Source organism: Paenibacillus sp. FSL P4-0184, assembly GCF_038004625.1.
Lineage (GTDB): Bacteria > Bacillota > Bacilli > Paenibacillales > Paenibacillaceae > Paenibacillus_AQ.
On record NZ_JBBORN010000001.1, the window covers coordinates 4,524,756 to 4,539,353 of the forward strand.

Annotated in this window: 12 protein-coding genes; 10 read left to right on the top strand and 2 right to left on the bottom strand. The window is 42.6% G+C overall.

Annotated features, from left to right (window positions below):
* Positions 1–202 precede the first annotated feature (202 nt).
* Positions 203–3,379: a GNAT family N-acetyltransferase gene (locus MKY52_RS19900; protein WP_341052981.1), complete on the top strand. Its 3,177-nt coding sequence runs from the start codon at positions 203–205 to the stop codon at positions 3,377–3,379.
* Complete coding sequence (locus MKY52_RS19905) at positions 3,366–4,241, top strand: amidohydrolase family protein (protein ID WP_042189698.1); 876 nt, start codon at positions 3,366–3,368, stop codon at positions 4,239–4,241. Before MKY52_RS19900 ends, MKY52_RS19905 begins: the two co-directional genes overlap by 14 nt.
* Before the next feature lie 130 nt (positions 4,242–4,371).
* On the opposite strand, the gene MKY52_RS19910 is transcribed toward MKY52_RS19905, so the two are convergent.
* The gene (locus MKY52_RS19910; protein WP_341052983.1) at positions 4,372–4,926 is read right to left on the bottom strand and encodes a helix-turn-helix domain-containing protein; all 555 of its coding nucleotides are present in this window, start codon (positions 4,924–4,926) and stop codon (positions 4,372–4,374) included.
* Positions 4,927–5,050: 124 nt separating this feature from the next.
* On the opposite strand from MKY52_RS19910, the gene MKY52_RS19915 reads away from it, so the two are divergent.
* The 3 genes from MKY52_RS19915 (at position 5,051) to MKY52_RS19925 (ending at position 8,043) form a co-directional block, all read left to right on the top strand.
* On the top strand, positions 5,051–5,632 hold the full coding sequence (locus tag MKY52_RS19915) for a LysE family transporter (RefSeq protein WP_341052985.1): 582 nt from the start codon (positions 5,051–5,053) through the stop codon (positions 5,630–5,632).
* 118 nt (positions 5,633–5,750) lie between these two features.
* Positions 5,751–7,151, top strand: a complete 1,401-nt coding sequence (locus MKY52_RS19920) for an ADP-ribosylglycohydrolase family protein (protein WP_341052988.1) — start codon at positions 5,751–5,753, stop codon at positions 7,149–7,151.
* Positions 7,152–7,239: 88 nt separating this feature from the next.
* On the top strand, positions 7,240–8,043 hold the full coding sequence (locus MKY52_RS19925) for a CAP domain-containing protein (protein WP_341052990.1): 804 nt from the start codon (positions 7,240–7,242) through the stop codon (positions 8,041–8,043).
* Between the two features lie 137 nt (positions 8,044–8,180).
* On the opposite strand, the gene MKY52_RS19930 is transcribed toward MKY52_RS19925, so the two are convergent.
* Complete coding sequence (locus tag MKY52_RS19930) at positions 8,181–8,459, bottom strand: hypothetical protein (RefSeq protein WP_341052992.1); 279 nt, start codon at positions 8,457–8,459, stop codon at positions 8,181–8,183.
* Between the two features lie 104 nt (positions 8,460–8,563).
* On the opposite strand from MKY52_RS19930, the gene MKY52_RS19935 reads away from it, so the two are divergent.
* The 5 genes from MKY52_RS19935 to MKY52_RS19955 all read left to right on the top strand — a co-directional run bounded on the left by MKY52_RS19935 (position 8,564) and on the right by MKY52_RS19955 (position 14,487).
* Complete coding sequence (locus MKY52_RS19935; RefSeq protein ID WP_081382849.1) at positions 8,564–10,120, top strand: spore germination protein; 1,557 nt, start codon at positions 8,564–8,566, stop codon at positions 10,118–10,120.
* Positions 10,110–11,291 (top strand): Ger(x)C family spore germination protein, encoded by a 1,182-nt coding sequence (locus tag MKY52_RS19940; RefSeq protein ID WP_339797060.1) that lies wholly within the window; start codon positions 10,110–10,112, stop codon positions 11,289–11,291. The genes MKY52_RS19935 and MKY52_RS19940 overlap by 11 nt, the downstream gene beginning before the upstream one ends.
* Positions 11,292–11,324: 33 nt before the next feature.
* A complete protein-coding gene (locus MKY52_RS19945; protein ID WP_339242306.1) occupies positions 11,325–12,431 on the top strand; it encodes a GerAB/ArcD/ProY family transporter in 1,107 nt (368 codons plus the stop codon).
* A 92-nt stretch (positions 12,432–12,523) separates the two neighbouring features.
* On the top strand, positions 12,524–12,949 hold the full coding sequence (locus MKY52_RS19950; protein ID WP_042189684.1) for a MarR family winged helix-turn-helix transcriptional regulator: 426 nt from the start codon (positions 12,524–12,526) through the stop codon (positions 12,947–12,949).
* Between the two features lie 152 nt (positions 12,950–13,101).
* Positions 13,102–14,487, top strand: coding sequence for an MFS transporter (locus tag MKY52_RS19955; RefSeq protein ID WP_341052998.1), 1,386 nt, complete (start codon positions 13,102–13,104; stop codon positions 14,485–14,487).
* The last annotated feature ends 111 nt before the right edge of the window (positions 14,488–14,598 follow it).

A 14,598-nucleotide genomic window follows, 5' to 3' on the forward strand; every position in this document is an offset into this window, starting at 1 on the left:
AGTAGATTCGAAGCTGTCGAGGGAGTCTCGACAGCTTTTTTATTCTGCAGCTTTCTGCTGGCAGTGGCTTTATGTAGAAAATAAGGAGAAAGAGTTTTTTACCTCGTAACAGCCTTCCAATTAATAGTATAATAAGAACTCGTAGGAGTTATTTGAATAAAGTTGTATACATACTCTATTTGAGGAAAAAGGAGCTGAGAGCATGACTGTTAAGACTACAGCGGAACAAATCCGCATTATAGAATATGATCCTTCTTACGCTAAGGCGGTAGCAGAAATGTGGAACCGTAGCAACGAAAGCTGGGGTGGAGGCACCAATCAGAGAACAGAGGATACAGTGCGCCGCGAGATGGAAATCTCGTCCAATCTGAATGTGTTTCTCGCCGTTGATGGTGAGGAAGTGGTCGGCTTCTGCAGTTTTGCTCATTACCGTCAAGACGAAGGAGCTTTGTATGTCCCACTGTTGAATGTACGACCTGATTATCACGGATACAAGGTAGGTCGTAATCTGATTTTGAACGCTGTTCGCACAACAATTGAAGCGGGCTGGCCACGTCTTGATCTGTTTACTTGGGCAGGCAATACGAAGGCCGTACCGATGTATAAGAAATGTGGATTCTTTTGGGAAAAAAATGAGGATTACGTTCATCTGATGAACTTTATTCCGACGGTTCTGCAAACGGAAGCACTCGCTCCTTATTTTGAACAGCTGGATTGGTATGCAGATAGTACCCGTGAACTGCCCATTCAGCCGGATGGTCGCCGGGAGCGTGGTTTTGATTTCTTCGATTACACTTGGCAAAAGGGAGAACTCTCCTTACGTGCAGAATTCGAGAAGACCGGTCGCGGCCTGACAGCTCTTGATACACCTGACTATGAAATCTCCACGGAGATTGACGATCACGATCTTGTATTCGGTTCCACCTACAAGATTCGCTATCATATCAAGAATCGTTCGGCGTCTGATCTGGCTTTTGAGATCAAAGGCCAAAATGACAAAAATATTCGTTTTGCCTTGTCTGCTGCACCAACACTCGCGCCAGGAGAAACAGTTATCGTAGAAGGTGAGTTCGAGTTTGATCCGATTCGTGAAGAGCAAAACGACAAGAAGACTCACCCCGTGGTTATGAGCAAATGGATCATCGGTGGCAAGCGCGCTGAGTTCCGCATAGGTGTTGCTCCTAAATTCCCGCTCAAAATGATGATGGAGTTGCCAACACGTGAGCTGTATCCGGGTCTTCCCGCTGAGCTATATTTGAATGTTGAGAATAATTTTGCAGCGGAAGCGGAATTTTCTTTTGATTTGCCAGAGGAAGAATTTTTGACGTGGGCGGATCGGACAGTAAGCTTCTCGGTTCCAGCTAAAAGTAAGGCTTCCATCCGAGTACCCTTTACCCTAAATTCATATGGCCTTTATTCACGGGATATTGAGGTGACGGCCGTTCCGGTTGGAGAGAAGGCAGTGTCCTTCATCAGCAAATTATCTGTGCTAATGAAAGGAACACATGGCCGCTTTGGTGGGGAAAACGGGGATCAGTGGGTGGCTGTAAACGGCGCCTACTCCGTACATCTTAATAATAACGACAATGGGATGTGGATTGAATATCCCGGCTCGAGCCATAATTTCTGGTTGACCCATCCGAAGTTAGGTAAACCATTCGCCGAAGAATTCTCGAAGAAACAGGCTAAAGAAGTAAAGATCTATTCCGAAGGAGAGGGCCAAATTCTAGAGACTCTGTATGAATCGGATGAATTCCCGGGTCTGGAGATAAAAAGAGTGGCTAAGCTCTTTGCAAACGGAATCGCTGAGTTTTATAGCGAGGTACGCAATACTAGTAACCAAACGTTGGAAGAGGATATGTATTTGCTAACGAATTTCGGATTTTTTGGCAAACGGCTCATCCTGCCTTATCAGGGTCATTACGTAGATATGGGCGATGCTTATTCGGGTGATCCGAGTTATTGGGACAGCGCTCAAATTACGGAAAATTGGTTGTTTAGCAAGGAAGAAAATGTCACATGCGGCGTTTGCTGGGACCCTTCGCTGAAGCTGCTTCGTCCGGAGTATCCACTTGGACTGGAACATAATCTTGGTCAAATCGCTGCTGGAGATGTCGTACGAACAAAGACGCTGGTGTTCGCTTTAAACACCTTCCTGAAGTGGTCGGATTTCCGCACCTTTGCCCGGAAGCAGCTGGATCCGATCACACCTGTGTTGGATGATCATCTTGAATTAACGCTCGGCGGTGGAAATCCGTTTGCGGCGGGGGCGCTTCATGCGGAGTTAATCGAACGAAAGATGACTCCGCTTAATGGAAGCCTCGAGCTGTATGTACTAACGGATAGAGGAGAGGAGCAGAAAGTCGCTGAGATGGAGCTGCAAAGAGAGCAGAATCTGCACTCCGCGGGCTTTGAGCTCTCACCTGAGGAAGCGGAATCTTCTTCAGAACACAGCCAATCAGGACAGAAGGTACGAGTCGTCTATCGTGGAGAGGATCGTATTCAAGAGCGAACCGGCCTCTGGTTCCCTCAAACGGAAACAGCAGCTGTTGTCTGTGGCACAGAAGAGGGACCAGCGGATCCTATTTACACTGTGAGCAACGGAGTTCTTTCTATTGCAGCTGCTCCTGATTTCGGCAGTGTTGTGCATTCCCTGAAGCACCATGGAGAAGAATGGCTGGATAGCTCCTACCCGGAAGCAGCACCACGTTCCTGGTGGAATCCTTGGCATGGTGGACTCGGTGTAGGTATTTCAGGCATAGGTGGATTTAGTCGTTTGGAGGAGCCAAGAAGCGCAGCTTGGACCGAGCAAATGGATGTTCAGGGCAATGTATGGAAAGGATTACGTATCACTACTTCGATCGAGAAGCAGGAAAAGAACCGAGGGATTGTTGTTAATCAGCATTACCTTATGCTCCCCGGCGTCCCTGTGCTCTGTGTGTTGCATTCGGTGACCAATGACAGTGGAATGACCCTGCCGAATTATTCGTTGTCGGAGGAGAATTATATCAAACCTTCGCCAGTCTATGCCGAAGGATGGATGGAATTCTCCAAGGAGGGCAAGTTCTTATTAGGAACGGTTGAAACTTATCTTGAGGCCAAGGGACTATTGCGAATTGGTGCATCTTCGCGTAAGGATATGCTGCATATGGTGAGCAGTCATCCGAATCAGAGTGCCTCGGCGTATGTGAACAATAAGGTATTTAATCACGGCGTGCATCATCATCTTCCGCTTTTAAATGGAGAAACCGTGTGGACACAGCCTTCCTTCCTGATCATGGGAGAACTCGCTCTGAATTCAGAGGATGTCCGCAGTCTTTTGAAGCTGACCTTTGCTAGACCTACTGACAAAAAGGAGATCTTAAATGCCGATCATTGATATTCACATTCATCTGTCGGACATCGACAGCTTTCATCAAACAGCACTGGATCTCTCCAAAGTCGATTACACTGCTGCCGGGCTCAAAGCGGAGTTTGATAAGAACGACGTAATTCTGGGCATTGGAATGGGGGTATCGGAGCAGACGAAGGGAGCTTTCCCTGACTCTACTTCCCCTAATCCGATGGGCCTTGACTTGGAAGACACTGTGCCGCCTTTCTTAATGGAATGCGTGGGGATCAATCCGAATATGCTCGGAGGCAAGGATGCTCAGGAGGAGCTCGACCGAATTGAGGCACGGCTGCAAGCGCCCGAGGTGGCTGGTATTAAGCTCTACGCCGGGTACTATCATCATTACGTTTATGACAAAATCTATTCACCGATCTATGAGTTGGCAGCCAAGTACGGCACGCCTGTCGTCATTCATACCGGTGATACGTACTCGATGAATGGATTGCTTAAGTATGCACATCCTCTTACCGTGGACGAATTAGCATTCCAACGACGTGATGTGAATTTTATGATCTGCCATCTTGGCGATCCGTGGGTGATGGATGCCGCCGAAGTGGTGGCCAAAAATCCAAACGTCTATGCCGATTTGTCCGGTCTTGTGGTCGGTGATCGGCCTCATTTTGAACGGTTCATGAATGAACCTCTGTTCATGGATCATTTTCGCCGGGCCCTGGTGTATTCCGACCACTATGAGAAAATGTTGTTCGGCACGGATTGGCCACTCGCTCCTATTGACCTGTATGCGGAATTTGTCCGCCGACTTGTCCCTGAGCAGCACCACGAAAAAGTATTTTACGAGAATGCCTTCGCCTTATTTCCACGCATCCAACAGCGGATTGCGGCGCTCTAAGCATTACGAACAAGCCATCCTTTAGTTCTTCTAAAGGATGGCTTGTTTTTTGTAAAAGGATATTGGCTCATATAGCAACCCTATCATAGAAAACGTAATCCCAAGGCACAAGTGCCTTGGGATTTTTTTGCTAAGAGGGGTAGTACAAAATCATGCTTAACCGAGTTATTGTTTGTCCTGGATTATGATATACATGGGGTTTGTCTGCGAGGAATGAGATAGAATCACCTGATTTCAAGAGGTATTCATTGTTATTGACACGGAAAGACAATTCTCCGTCAAACACGGTGATTAATTCTTCAGTACCTTCCATATGAGAATTGGCATCAAGGTATCCACCTTTGTCTATCTCCACGGTATAACCTTCAAACCGTTTACTTTCTTCAAATGGAAAAGATAGATACACTCGATATTTTCCGTTATCTTCAAGCAGTGGCTGAATGTCACTTCTTAAGATTACTCTTGTGTCAGGCTTTGGGTAATCTATCAGCGCAGAAAATGAAATTTTTAAGCCATTGGCGATTTTCCAAAGGGTTGTAATGGTTGGTGCCGATTCGCCTCTTTCGATTTGACCAATCATTGTTTTGCTGACGCCTGTTAATTCCGCAACCTTTTCCAGGCTTAACTCTTTACTTTTTCTTATCTTTTTTATATTTTCCGCAATAATTAGATTTATTTCTTCCACTGTAATTACTCCTGTCTCCATTTACTTTATAACGATCGTGATATACAATAAAACGCACGAATGTACGTTATAACGTCTGATGGATACATTATAGCATACAAGTTGGAAGGGGAGATATAATTTAGTGTTTGTTTCTTTGTTTTTATATGCATTTGTTGCAAGTTTTACTCCGGGACCCAATAACATTATGGCAATGACTTTTGCAAACCAAGTTGGGCTGAAAAAAACAATGACATTTTGTTTAGGAGTGGGTACAGGATTTTTTATAATCATATTGTTATGCTCCTACTTTAATCTACTTTTGAATAATCTTCTTCCACAAATTAAATCTATTATGGCTGTAATAGGCGGAGTCTACATGCTGTATTTAGCAGTTAAAATGATTACAAGTAAACAAGCAGAAAGTGATGCAGCTGGAGATAAACACAATAGCTTTGTTGCGGGAATGCTCTTACAATTTATCAATCCAAAAGGGATATTATATGGGATCACAGTTACATCAACATTTATCCTTACCTATCCTTCTTCCTCTTTTAGATTATTGAGTTATTCTTTAATTCTTGCTTTCATCGGTTATATGGGCACTTTTTGTTGGTGTTTGTGTGGTTCTCTTTTCAAAAAAATGATATCTATATATAGAAGTCAATTTAATATTCTGATGGGATTATTGTTGTTGTATTGTGCGGTTTCGATTGTGTTAGGATGAAGGATTTTTAAGGGAAAATCAATATTCGACCAATACTTTTTTGTCTAGTTATTTTTTACTTCTAAAGCTTATGATATTGATGTATTGTGGATAGATACGAGGACAAAGGAGATGCAATATGCTACCATCACTCACATTTCTTAAACTTCAATTAGAGGGAGTTCTGCGTAATAAATTCGAGCAGGGGCATCAAACCTCCGGTTATTTAGCTAAGTTGGAAAAGCTCCCTGCAAGCTATGATGCCTATCTAGAATTCGCCCATAGCTTGGCTGTCATTCCAATGAGGGACAACTGGCCATACTATGAGCCAAACGATTTAGATGAGATATGGCGGGAATGTGATCCGGCTCGACCTCTAGGTCAGGTCGGGATTTTGAATCTGAAGGATAGCTCCAAGCGTGTAGAAGCAGGTTTCCTTGCTTCAGTCTGTGGCTCTATGCTGGGCAAACCGATAGAGGTAAATCCCAGCTTGTCGGAATTACGTCAAGCGTTAACTTCTGTAGGGGAATGGCCACTGAATGATTACATTTCTGAAGAAATTCTCCATGCGCTGGATCGTCGTCATTGGTCTTGGTTTGAGACGACACGAGGGCGAATTCGTTATGTAGCACCTGATGATGATATCAATTACACATTAATGGGAATGATGGTACTAGAACAATTCGGTGATGGTTTTACGAAAAGAAATTTAAGAGATTTATGGTTAAATCATCTTCCGCTAAGTACAACTTGGGGTCCGGAAAGAGCTATTTTGATGCGATCAGGCATTAGCTATTTGGAACATGATAAGGAACTATTCAATCATTCTGAAATAGAGGCTTGGCCTGATTTTATGGTGCAGGGTACGGAACTATGCGGTGCGGCGATTCGTGCAGATGCTTACGGATATGCCTGTCCTGGTCAACCTGCTCTGGCTGCTGAGCTAGCTTGGCGGGATGCAAGTTTTACTCATCGCCGGACCGGCATTTACTCCACGATGTTCATTGCTGCTGCGATTGCTGTTGCTCACGTGCAGCGCGATCCCATTGAAATAATCAATACGGCTCTGCAATTCGTCCCTAAAAGAAGCCGATTCTACGAGATTACTAAAGATTGCCTTGAGATGGTAGCGAATGCAGATGACTGGCTGGAAGCGTATCAGAGCATTAACCATAAGTATGCGAATTATTGTCACTGTGATGTTTATCAGGAAATAGGAACCTTAATTAATACCCTGCGATTTGCAGACAATGTTGGTGATGGAATATGCAAGCAGGTGATGCAAGGAAACGATACGGATAGCTTCGGAGCAACGGCTGGCTCTCTGCTTGGGGTTTATTTCGGTCCTGATCACTTGGAATCAAGGTGGCTTAAACATTTTCAAGATCGGATTCATACGGGGCTTTCTAATTTTCATGAGCAAAGTCTTTCTTGTTTAGCGGAACGGATGGGGCGTTTACCAGAGCTGCTGCAAACCGGTCGTTATCAAGTTCAGCCTAGTGAGCTCTATGTGAGCAAGAATACGGATCTCGATACATAATAAGCTTACAAAAAGTCCACAGCAACAAATGTTGCTGGTGGATTTTTTTGCTTTTAATTTTTTTGAATTAGAGATGAATAATTCAATCGTGCTTTACAAAAACTTTATTCGATTAAGTCACTACTTTGCCAAATCAGGAGGGGTCGTTATTAAACCATTTATCGTAATAGTAGCGCTATTACTCGTTACAGCTTGTTCGGGTAATCAATCTGCCAACAACCAAATGACTACTCAACAAACGAAGGTTGGACATCATGCTGGCAAAACAGCTACAACAACAACCTTAACTCAAGCGTCTTCTATTTCCACAGAGAATGCTGGGAAATCAACGATTAAGACTAAACAAGTACCCGGCGATGTAACGAAATGGCTGGATGGGTTTATCCGCACTACTCCACCTACAGGTGGTACAACAGGGGATCAAACTACTTATCCGCAAACTTCCGCTAAGCCACAGTATTCTGCTAATCCGCAACAATCGGCCAATCCACAATATTCTGCTAATCCGCAAACATCCAACAATGCATCGGCATCTGTGCAGAAAGTGTTGGAACTGGTAAACAAAGAAAGAACAAACGCAGGCTTGAAACCCCTTAGTTTGAATAGTGAGCTGTCGAAAATGGCTTTGGCTAAAGCGCAGGATATGTCCGACAACAATTATTTTGACCATCAGTCACCAACCTACGGATCTCCGTTCGACATGATGAAGGCATTTGGGATCTCCTATAATACAGCAGGTGAAAATATCGCCAAAGGCCAGTCGAGCCCGGAAGAAGTAATGAATCAATGGATGAATAGCCCTGGTCACCGTGCCAACATCCTGAATAGTTCCTTTACTGAAATTGGAATAGGTTACTACAATAGCGAGTGGGTTCAAGAATTTATTGGTTAGTGTGATCAGCAATCTAAACGTCACATGTTAAAAGCTAATTTTTAAACCCCATGTCATCAGACATGGGGTTTATTTTTATAAAGGAGGGTAGTTAATTTCACAGATGGCTGGAAGATCGAAATCGATGTTAATGATCACTATTTCGTCTGGGTTTTGTCGACATGCTCGGATGGTTGATCTTGCGATGATGGAGATTGCTGTGGCAGCCATTTTTGTACCAGTGGCCACATTAAATAAGTTATTGTGCCTACAATCAAGAAATTAAAGATAATGAGTTCTGAGGTACTCATGACGCGAAAAGAAGCCATTAGATTACGAAATGTTTCTTGTATGCTAAAGAGTGAAATGAAGTCAAGCAGAAAGGTCAGTGCTAGTACTAAGATTAATAAGAGTATAGTTACGACGAATATTTTCATACCACTTCCCTGCTTTCATTGTTAATCTTCCAATAATATTTGCTGTTAATGGGTAGAATAATCACGCAAAGAGCAGCAAATAATGGAGAGAAAGGTGAAGGGGCATGGCAGAGGATGGCAATGCAAGTAGCAAAAGTGCTGGAAGCAATCCACAATGGACCGTCCCTTCAATTCCGATTGATTCAACAGAATTAAGAGTCAATTTAGAGCAGATTCGCCAAAAGACAGGGAATAGTGGAGATATAATTATTCGAGAATTTACGATTGGGGGCTCGGAGGAGGAGCTTCAAGCCGCAATTATTTATGTGGATGGCATTGTTAACAATACAACCATTAATCAATTTGTCATGGAAGTCTTGCTGAACGTCATGCTGAGTAATGAACAAAGGACATTAAATGATCTGGTTCAAGTAATCACAGATAAAATTGTTCCAATCGGTGGTCTGAAGACACTTGTTCAATGGGATGAACTCTATGATGCTCTGTTGTGGGGGCAGACCATTTTATTAATTGATGGATCGAATGAAGCCCTAGCGATTGCTACATCGGGCGGTGAAGTCCGCGCTATAGATGAGCCCGGTACGGATACTTCTATTCGAGGATCTCGTGAAGGGTTTGTTGAAAGCCTAACGACAAATATTTCGATGGTTCGGCGTCGCATAAGAAATCCTAATTTATGGCTGGAATCGATGACATTAGGTCAAGTTACACATACCAGGATAGGGATCATGTACATAAATGGGATCGCGGATGATAGCATTGTTGAAGAGGCGAAGCGACGTCTCCGCAAGATCAAATTGGATAGCATTCTGGAATCAGGATATATTGAGAAAATGATAGAAGATCAGAGTTTTACTCCGTTTCCAACGGTCCTACCTACAGAACGCCCAGATACCGTCGCTGCTAATCTTTTAGAAGGAAAAATTGCAATTATGGTGGATGGAACGCCCTTTATGCTAATCATCCCAGCCGTTTTTAATCAATTCTTTCAAATTACAGAGGATTCTTATCATCGGTATGATATCAGTGTTGCATTGCGGCTGTTACGAATCGTAATGTTCATCATTTCGATGATTGGACCTTCTTTCTATATTGCAGCAACAACCTTTCATCAAGAAATGATACCAACGCAGTTAGTGATTTCGCTTGTTTCACAGCTAGAAGCAACGCCATTTACCGCGTTTGTTGAGGCGCTATTAATGGAGGTTATTTTTGAAATTCTGCGTGAAGCGGGTGTTCGTATGCCAAAAGCAATTGGATCAGCAGTATCCATCGTTGGAGCACTTGTCATTGGGCAGGCAGCTGTACAAGCAGGTTTAGTGTCAACGGCAATGGTTATTGTTGTTTCACTTACAGCTATCTCTAGTCTAGCGACGCCTGTTTTCTCAATTGCTGTATCCGCGAGATTGTTACGTTTTCTCCTCATGATCAGTGCAGCAACGTTCGGTTTCTTTGGAATGATTCTTACCTTGATTATGATCATTGCACATATGTGTAGTTTACGTTCATTTGGTGTACCTTACATGGCTCCTTATAGTCCAATGATGCATGTAAAGAATAGTCAGATTCATGCACCTTTACCGATTTGGATGAGACATTTGATTCCAAAATTGATGAAGAAGCCTACAACAGAGCAAGTGGGTGATCAAGATGGGACGTAGAATGGCACGGTTTTGTTTGTCGATGGTTATGATTGCTCTCCTTACGGGTTGCTGGGATAGTCGAGAGTTAACGGATATCGGTTTTGTGGTTGCGATGGCGATTGATAAAGGAGAAAAAAAGAACATTAGGGTTACGGTTCAGATCGTGAATCCTGTAAATGTCTCAAGTACACAAGGAGGAGGTAGCCCAATGCCTTTACCTCCAACCACATATTCAGCAGAAGGAAATAATGTATTTGATGCCACTCGCGTTCTCTCACAAAAACTTTCTAGGCAATTGCATTATGGTCATGCGATAGTTCTCTTGGTAGGTGAAGATTTAGCTACAACACAAGGGATAAAGAAGCTTTTTGACGGCATTGAGCGGGATAGTGAGTTTCGTCCTTCCGCTACAATGGTTATCGCGAGGGGAACGACGGGAGAAGAAATCATTAAACAACGAACGAGTCTCGATAATTCACCTGCCATTAAAATTAAGAAAATGGTAGCTGAAACCGAGAAAGCCTTTGGTGAAAATATTGATGAGAAAATATACCAAGTCATTCAAGCCATCGTCTCATCTGGTAAAGAACCTACGATTACTGGCATTCAACTCGATTCTACAAATAAAGAAGACAAATTAATGGCTAATGGGATTGCTACTTTTAAAGATGGAAAATTAATGAGGTGGTTAGACGGAAATGAAAGCCGTGGATTCTTATGGGTGTTAGGCAGAGTTAATTCGACATTGTTAACCATGGATTGGAATGGTCAGCCACATACAATCGGGATCGAGAATATACGAACCAAATCATCATTTCATTCAAGCTTTGATAAATCCGGTAAACCAATTATTGAGGTGAAGATTGGCGCGGATGCAAATATTGGTGAGGTTGATGTCCCAATTGATGTAACTAACCCGAAATTGTTCTTGCAAATTGAGCGCCTGTACATGCAAGCCGTTCATGATGAAGCGGTAGCCACGATTAAATTAATGCAACAGCAAAAGTCGGACATTTTTGGATTTGGAGAAGTGGTGCATCGTGATCACCCTAAGCAATGGAGAACGTTAAAGCGGGATTGGAACGATGTGACCTTTCCCACCATTGAAGTAAAAGTGAAAGTGGAGGCTTATTTGCGTAATACTGGGTTGCGTAATAGAACCATAATGGAAAGTATCGATAATAGCTGATAAATGAATTGTTCATAGAGAGAAGGAGTGACATTGGAAAAAGCAAAGATCAGTCCCCGTCAATTGCTTATCCTTGTATTGATGTTTGAAATCGTGAGTGCGATTATCTCCGGATTTGGTGCGGAAGCCAAGCAAGATGCATGGATCACCGCAATCCTCGGAATGCTCGGGGGAATTTGTTTATTTCTAATCTATCATCGATTGTCTTTATTTTATCCGGATCTTCCGCTCACGGAATATGCGAAAAAAATATTAGGGCCCGTTGTGGGTCGTATCGTCGCCTTGTTATATGTCGTCTATTTCTTGTTTAATGGGAGTTTTGTAGTCCGTGAATTCGCCTCAATGGCTGTATCCTTTGTTTTTACACAGACTCCCTTTCTCGTTATTATTGCTTTGATGCTACTTTCGGTTATGTATGTCATTGGAAAAGGTATTGAGGTGTTGTCGAGGACAGCAGAGCTCTTTTTTTCTGTGTTACTTCTTGTTACTGTCACCGGTCTAAGCTCGATCCTTACGTCTGGGAATGTAAATCTTCAAAATTTAAGACCTGTACTCGAAGAGGGATGGTTAACCGTGCTGAAGCAATCGATTCCAAGCACCGTTGTATTTCCTTTTGGAGAGATTATAGTGTTTTTGATGTTGTTTCCCTATGTGAATAAACCGCAACAAGTGAAGAAAACAGTGATTACAGGATTATTGATCAGCGGATCTTTTATCGCGTTTGTTACGATGCTAAATGTGTCTGTCCTCGGTGCGGATCTATTTACAAGAACACAATACCCATTGCTGACAACCTCGGAGTTGATTGAGGGAAGAGCTTTACTAGAACGATTGGATGTATTGTTTCTCGTCACGGCTATTGTCGGTGGTTTTTTCCGGATCGGCATTTATTTATATGCGACGCTAATCGGTGCGGCAACATTGTTCGGTATTCCCTCCTATCGCAAATTAATGATCCCCGTGACTATGGTTATGTTTATATGTTCCATTGCGATGGCAGGAAACTATGTAGAATTTATCTATACAGGATTACGTGTCGTCCGGTTCTATGTCCAGATTCCGATGCTGTTTATCATTCCACTAATACTTCTAGTGATGGGCTGGTTTCAAGAGAAGAAGAAGCTGAAATCTGCGAAATAAGGAGCTTATATTCTAGAGTTGCATTTATTAGCCTTTACAATTATACTCGTCATAGCAACTATAATCATGTCAATTATCTGGGGGCCATAACATTGGAATTAGAAAAATACATAGGCGTAATTGTACACCGGGCAGATTTAAAGCTGAATAACTATTATCAAAAAGTGGTAAATCCCTTTGATATTACGGTGGACCAATGGGAGATCCTCGTTATTCTTTGGGAGAGTGAAGGGATTACTCAAAAGGATATTGCTGAAAGACTCTATAAAGATCAAACTAACATTGCACGTATGCTCTTCAAGCTTGAAAAGAAAGGCTTTGTTCATCGTGTAACCCATGAGACGGATAGAAGATCTTTACGTGTATATCTAACCTCTAAAGGGCGTGAAATAAAAGATGAGATTCTTGCTCCCTCTCTTGAAGCGTATAGAAAGACCATTGAAGGTTTAACTGAGGAAGAGGTTGAAACCTTTAGAAGGCTACTTTCTGTCATTCATAATAATGTAAAGGATTTATAGTAGATTTTGTTTGTAAAAAGAGAAGCTCTTCACGCCAATTAGTTGCTATGACGATTATCGTCAAGACCATTTGTTTTGAATCGTTTGTTTTTTTATTACTTAATACTTGCTATAGCAACTAATGCTTCGACAATTATAAGGAGGATACAAAGATGAGAACAAGCAATAATAAAATCGGGATTTTTGATGCCCAGTACAGAGCGTTGACTATCGGTATTATTCTGGCAGTCACAACAGTAGCATTTGAAGGATTGGGTGTTACGACGATTGCACCAAAGGTGGCGCAAAGTTTGAATGCGATCTATTATTATGGTTGGATTTTTAGTGCATTTCTTTTATCCCAAATCATTGGCACAATGGTCATTGGACAGCAGATTGATAAGAATGGTGTATATAAATCATTTGTAGTTTCTATTCTAATCTTTGTTGCGGGTATCGTCATTGCAGCAACTTCCTTCAATATTTACATGTTGATCGGCGGAAGAGCTTTTCAAGGTTTCGGAGCAGGCGCACTTTTAACTTGTGTATACTCCAGCATTACTTTAAGTTACCCTGACAGTCTAAGAACAAAAATACTTGCAGCTTTCTCTAGTGCTTATATTCTTCCAGCATTAATTGGTCCTTATATCGCAGGGCTTTTAGCCGAAAATCTTTCGTGGAGGTTTGTGTTCTGGCTTGTTCTGCCGTTCATTGTTCTATCTGTATGCTTAACGCTCCCATTATTTCGTAAGTTACAAGCTGAAAATAATAATGCTTCATCGACTAAAAGAGGGATGTATAAAGAAATATACGCAATTTTATTAACATTAGGAACAGGGCTGCTATTAGCAGGATTAGGATTTTTACCTTCTTGGAAAGGGAGTTTAATTTCAATTGCAGGGGGCTTGATTATGATTCAGCCTTTACGGAAACTGCTGCCAGAGGGTGCTTTAGTAGTTAGAAAAGGTTTGCCGGCAACCATTGTTACTAGAGGGCTGTTTGTTGCATGCTACTATGCAGTTGAAAGCTATGTTGTGCTAGCTCTAACAAATGTTAAAGGGTTATCGGCAGATATTGCGGGCTTAATCGTTGCTGCTGGGGCTATAAGTTGGTCAATAGCAGCGTGGATGCAATCCAAGCTTGATGAACAAGACCATGGGAGGGGCCGTAGACAACGGGTGACGATTGGCGTTGCTTTTATGATAGTCGGAGTTGCGCTGGTCATAACCGTGATAGGCATTTCAGGTAATGGAATTGTGCTCGCAGTGTTCTCACAAATACTTACCGGTTTAGGAATAGGGCTGGCACATCCAACCACGGGAGCCATTGCGCTCCAGCATGCCGAAGATGGCGATGCAGGTTCAATTTCAGCGAATATTCAATTTATTGATGCGTTTAGTCCTGCACTTAGCATCGGACTAGGGGGTGCCCTAATTACCATTAGTGAAGCCTTTGGATGGGGCGTAATGACAGGAATCCTCTTGGCCTTATCGATCCAGCTTCTTTTCGTAATTTTAAGCTTTATAGCTACTTTCCGAATTGCGAAGAAGGCAAGCTGAAGCAGATATAATATATGACTGTGAAAGCGAGGGGGAAGACAAGGCTGTACTGACTGGAGCCTATTTTAACATCTCATATCCCATCTTTATGGGATTGGTCCTGACAATGGA

Bases quoted from the DNA above. Each gene is read 5' to 3' on its own strand.
- MKY52_RS19900 (WP_341052981.1), top strand. From the start codon at position 203: ATGACTGTTAAGACTACAGCGGAACAAATCCGCATTATAGAATATGAT.
- MKY52_RS19905 (WP_042189698.1), top strand. From the start codon at position 3,366: ATGCCGATCATTGATATTCACATTCATCTGTCGGACATCGACAGCTTT.
- MKY52_RS19920 (WP_341052988.1), top strand. From the start codon at position 5,751: ATGCTACCATCACTCACATTTCTTAAACTTCAATTAGAGGGAGTTCTG.
- MKY52_RS19930 (WP_341052992.1), bottom strand. From the start codon at position 8,459: ATGAAAATATTCGTCGTAACTATACTCTTATTAATCTTAGTACTAGCA.
- MKY52_RS19935 (WP_081382849.1), top strand. From the start codon at position 8,564: ATGGCAGAGGATGGCAATGCAAGTAGCAAAAGTGCTGGAAGCAATCCA.
- MKY52_RS19940 (WP_339797060.1), top strand. From the start codon at position 10,110: ATGGGACGTAGAATGGCACGGTTTTGTTTGTCGATGGTTATGATTGCT.
- MKY52_RS19955 (WP_341052998.1), top strand. From the start codon at position 13,102: ATGAGAACAAGCAATAATAAAATCGGGATTTTTGATGCCCAGTACAGA.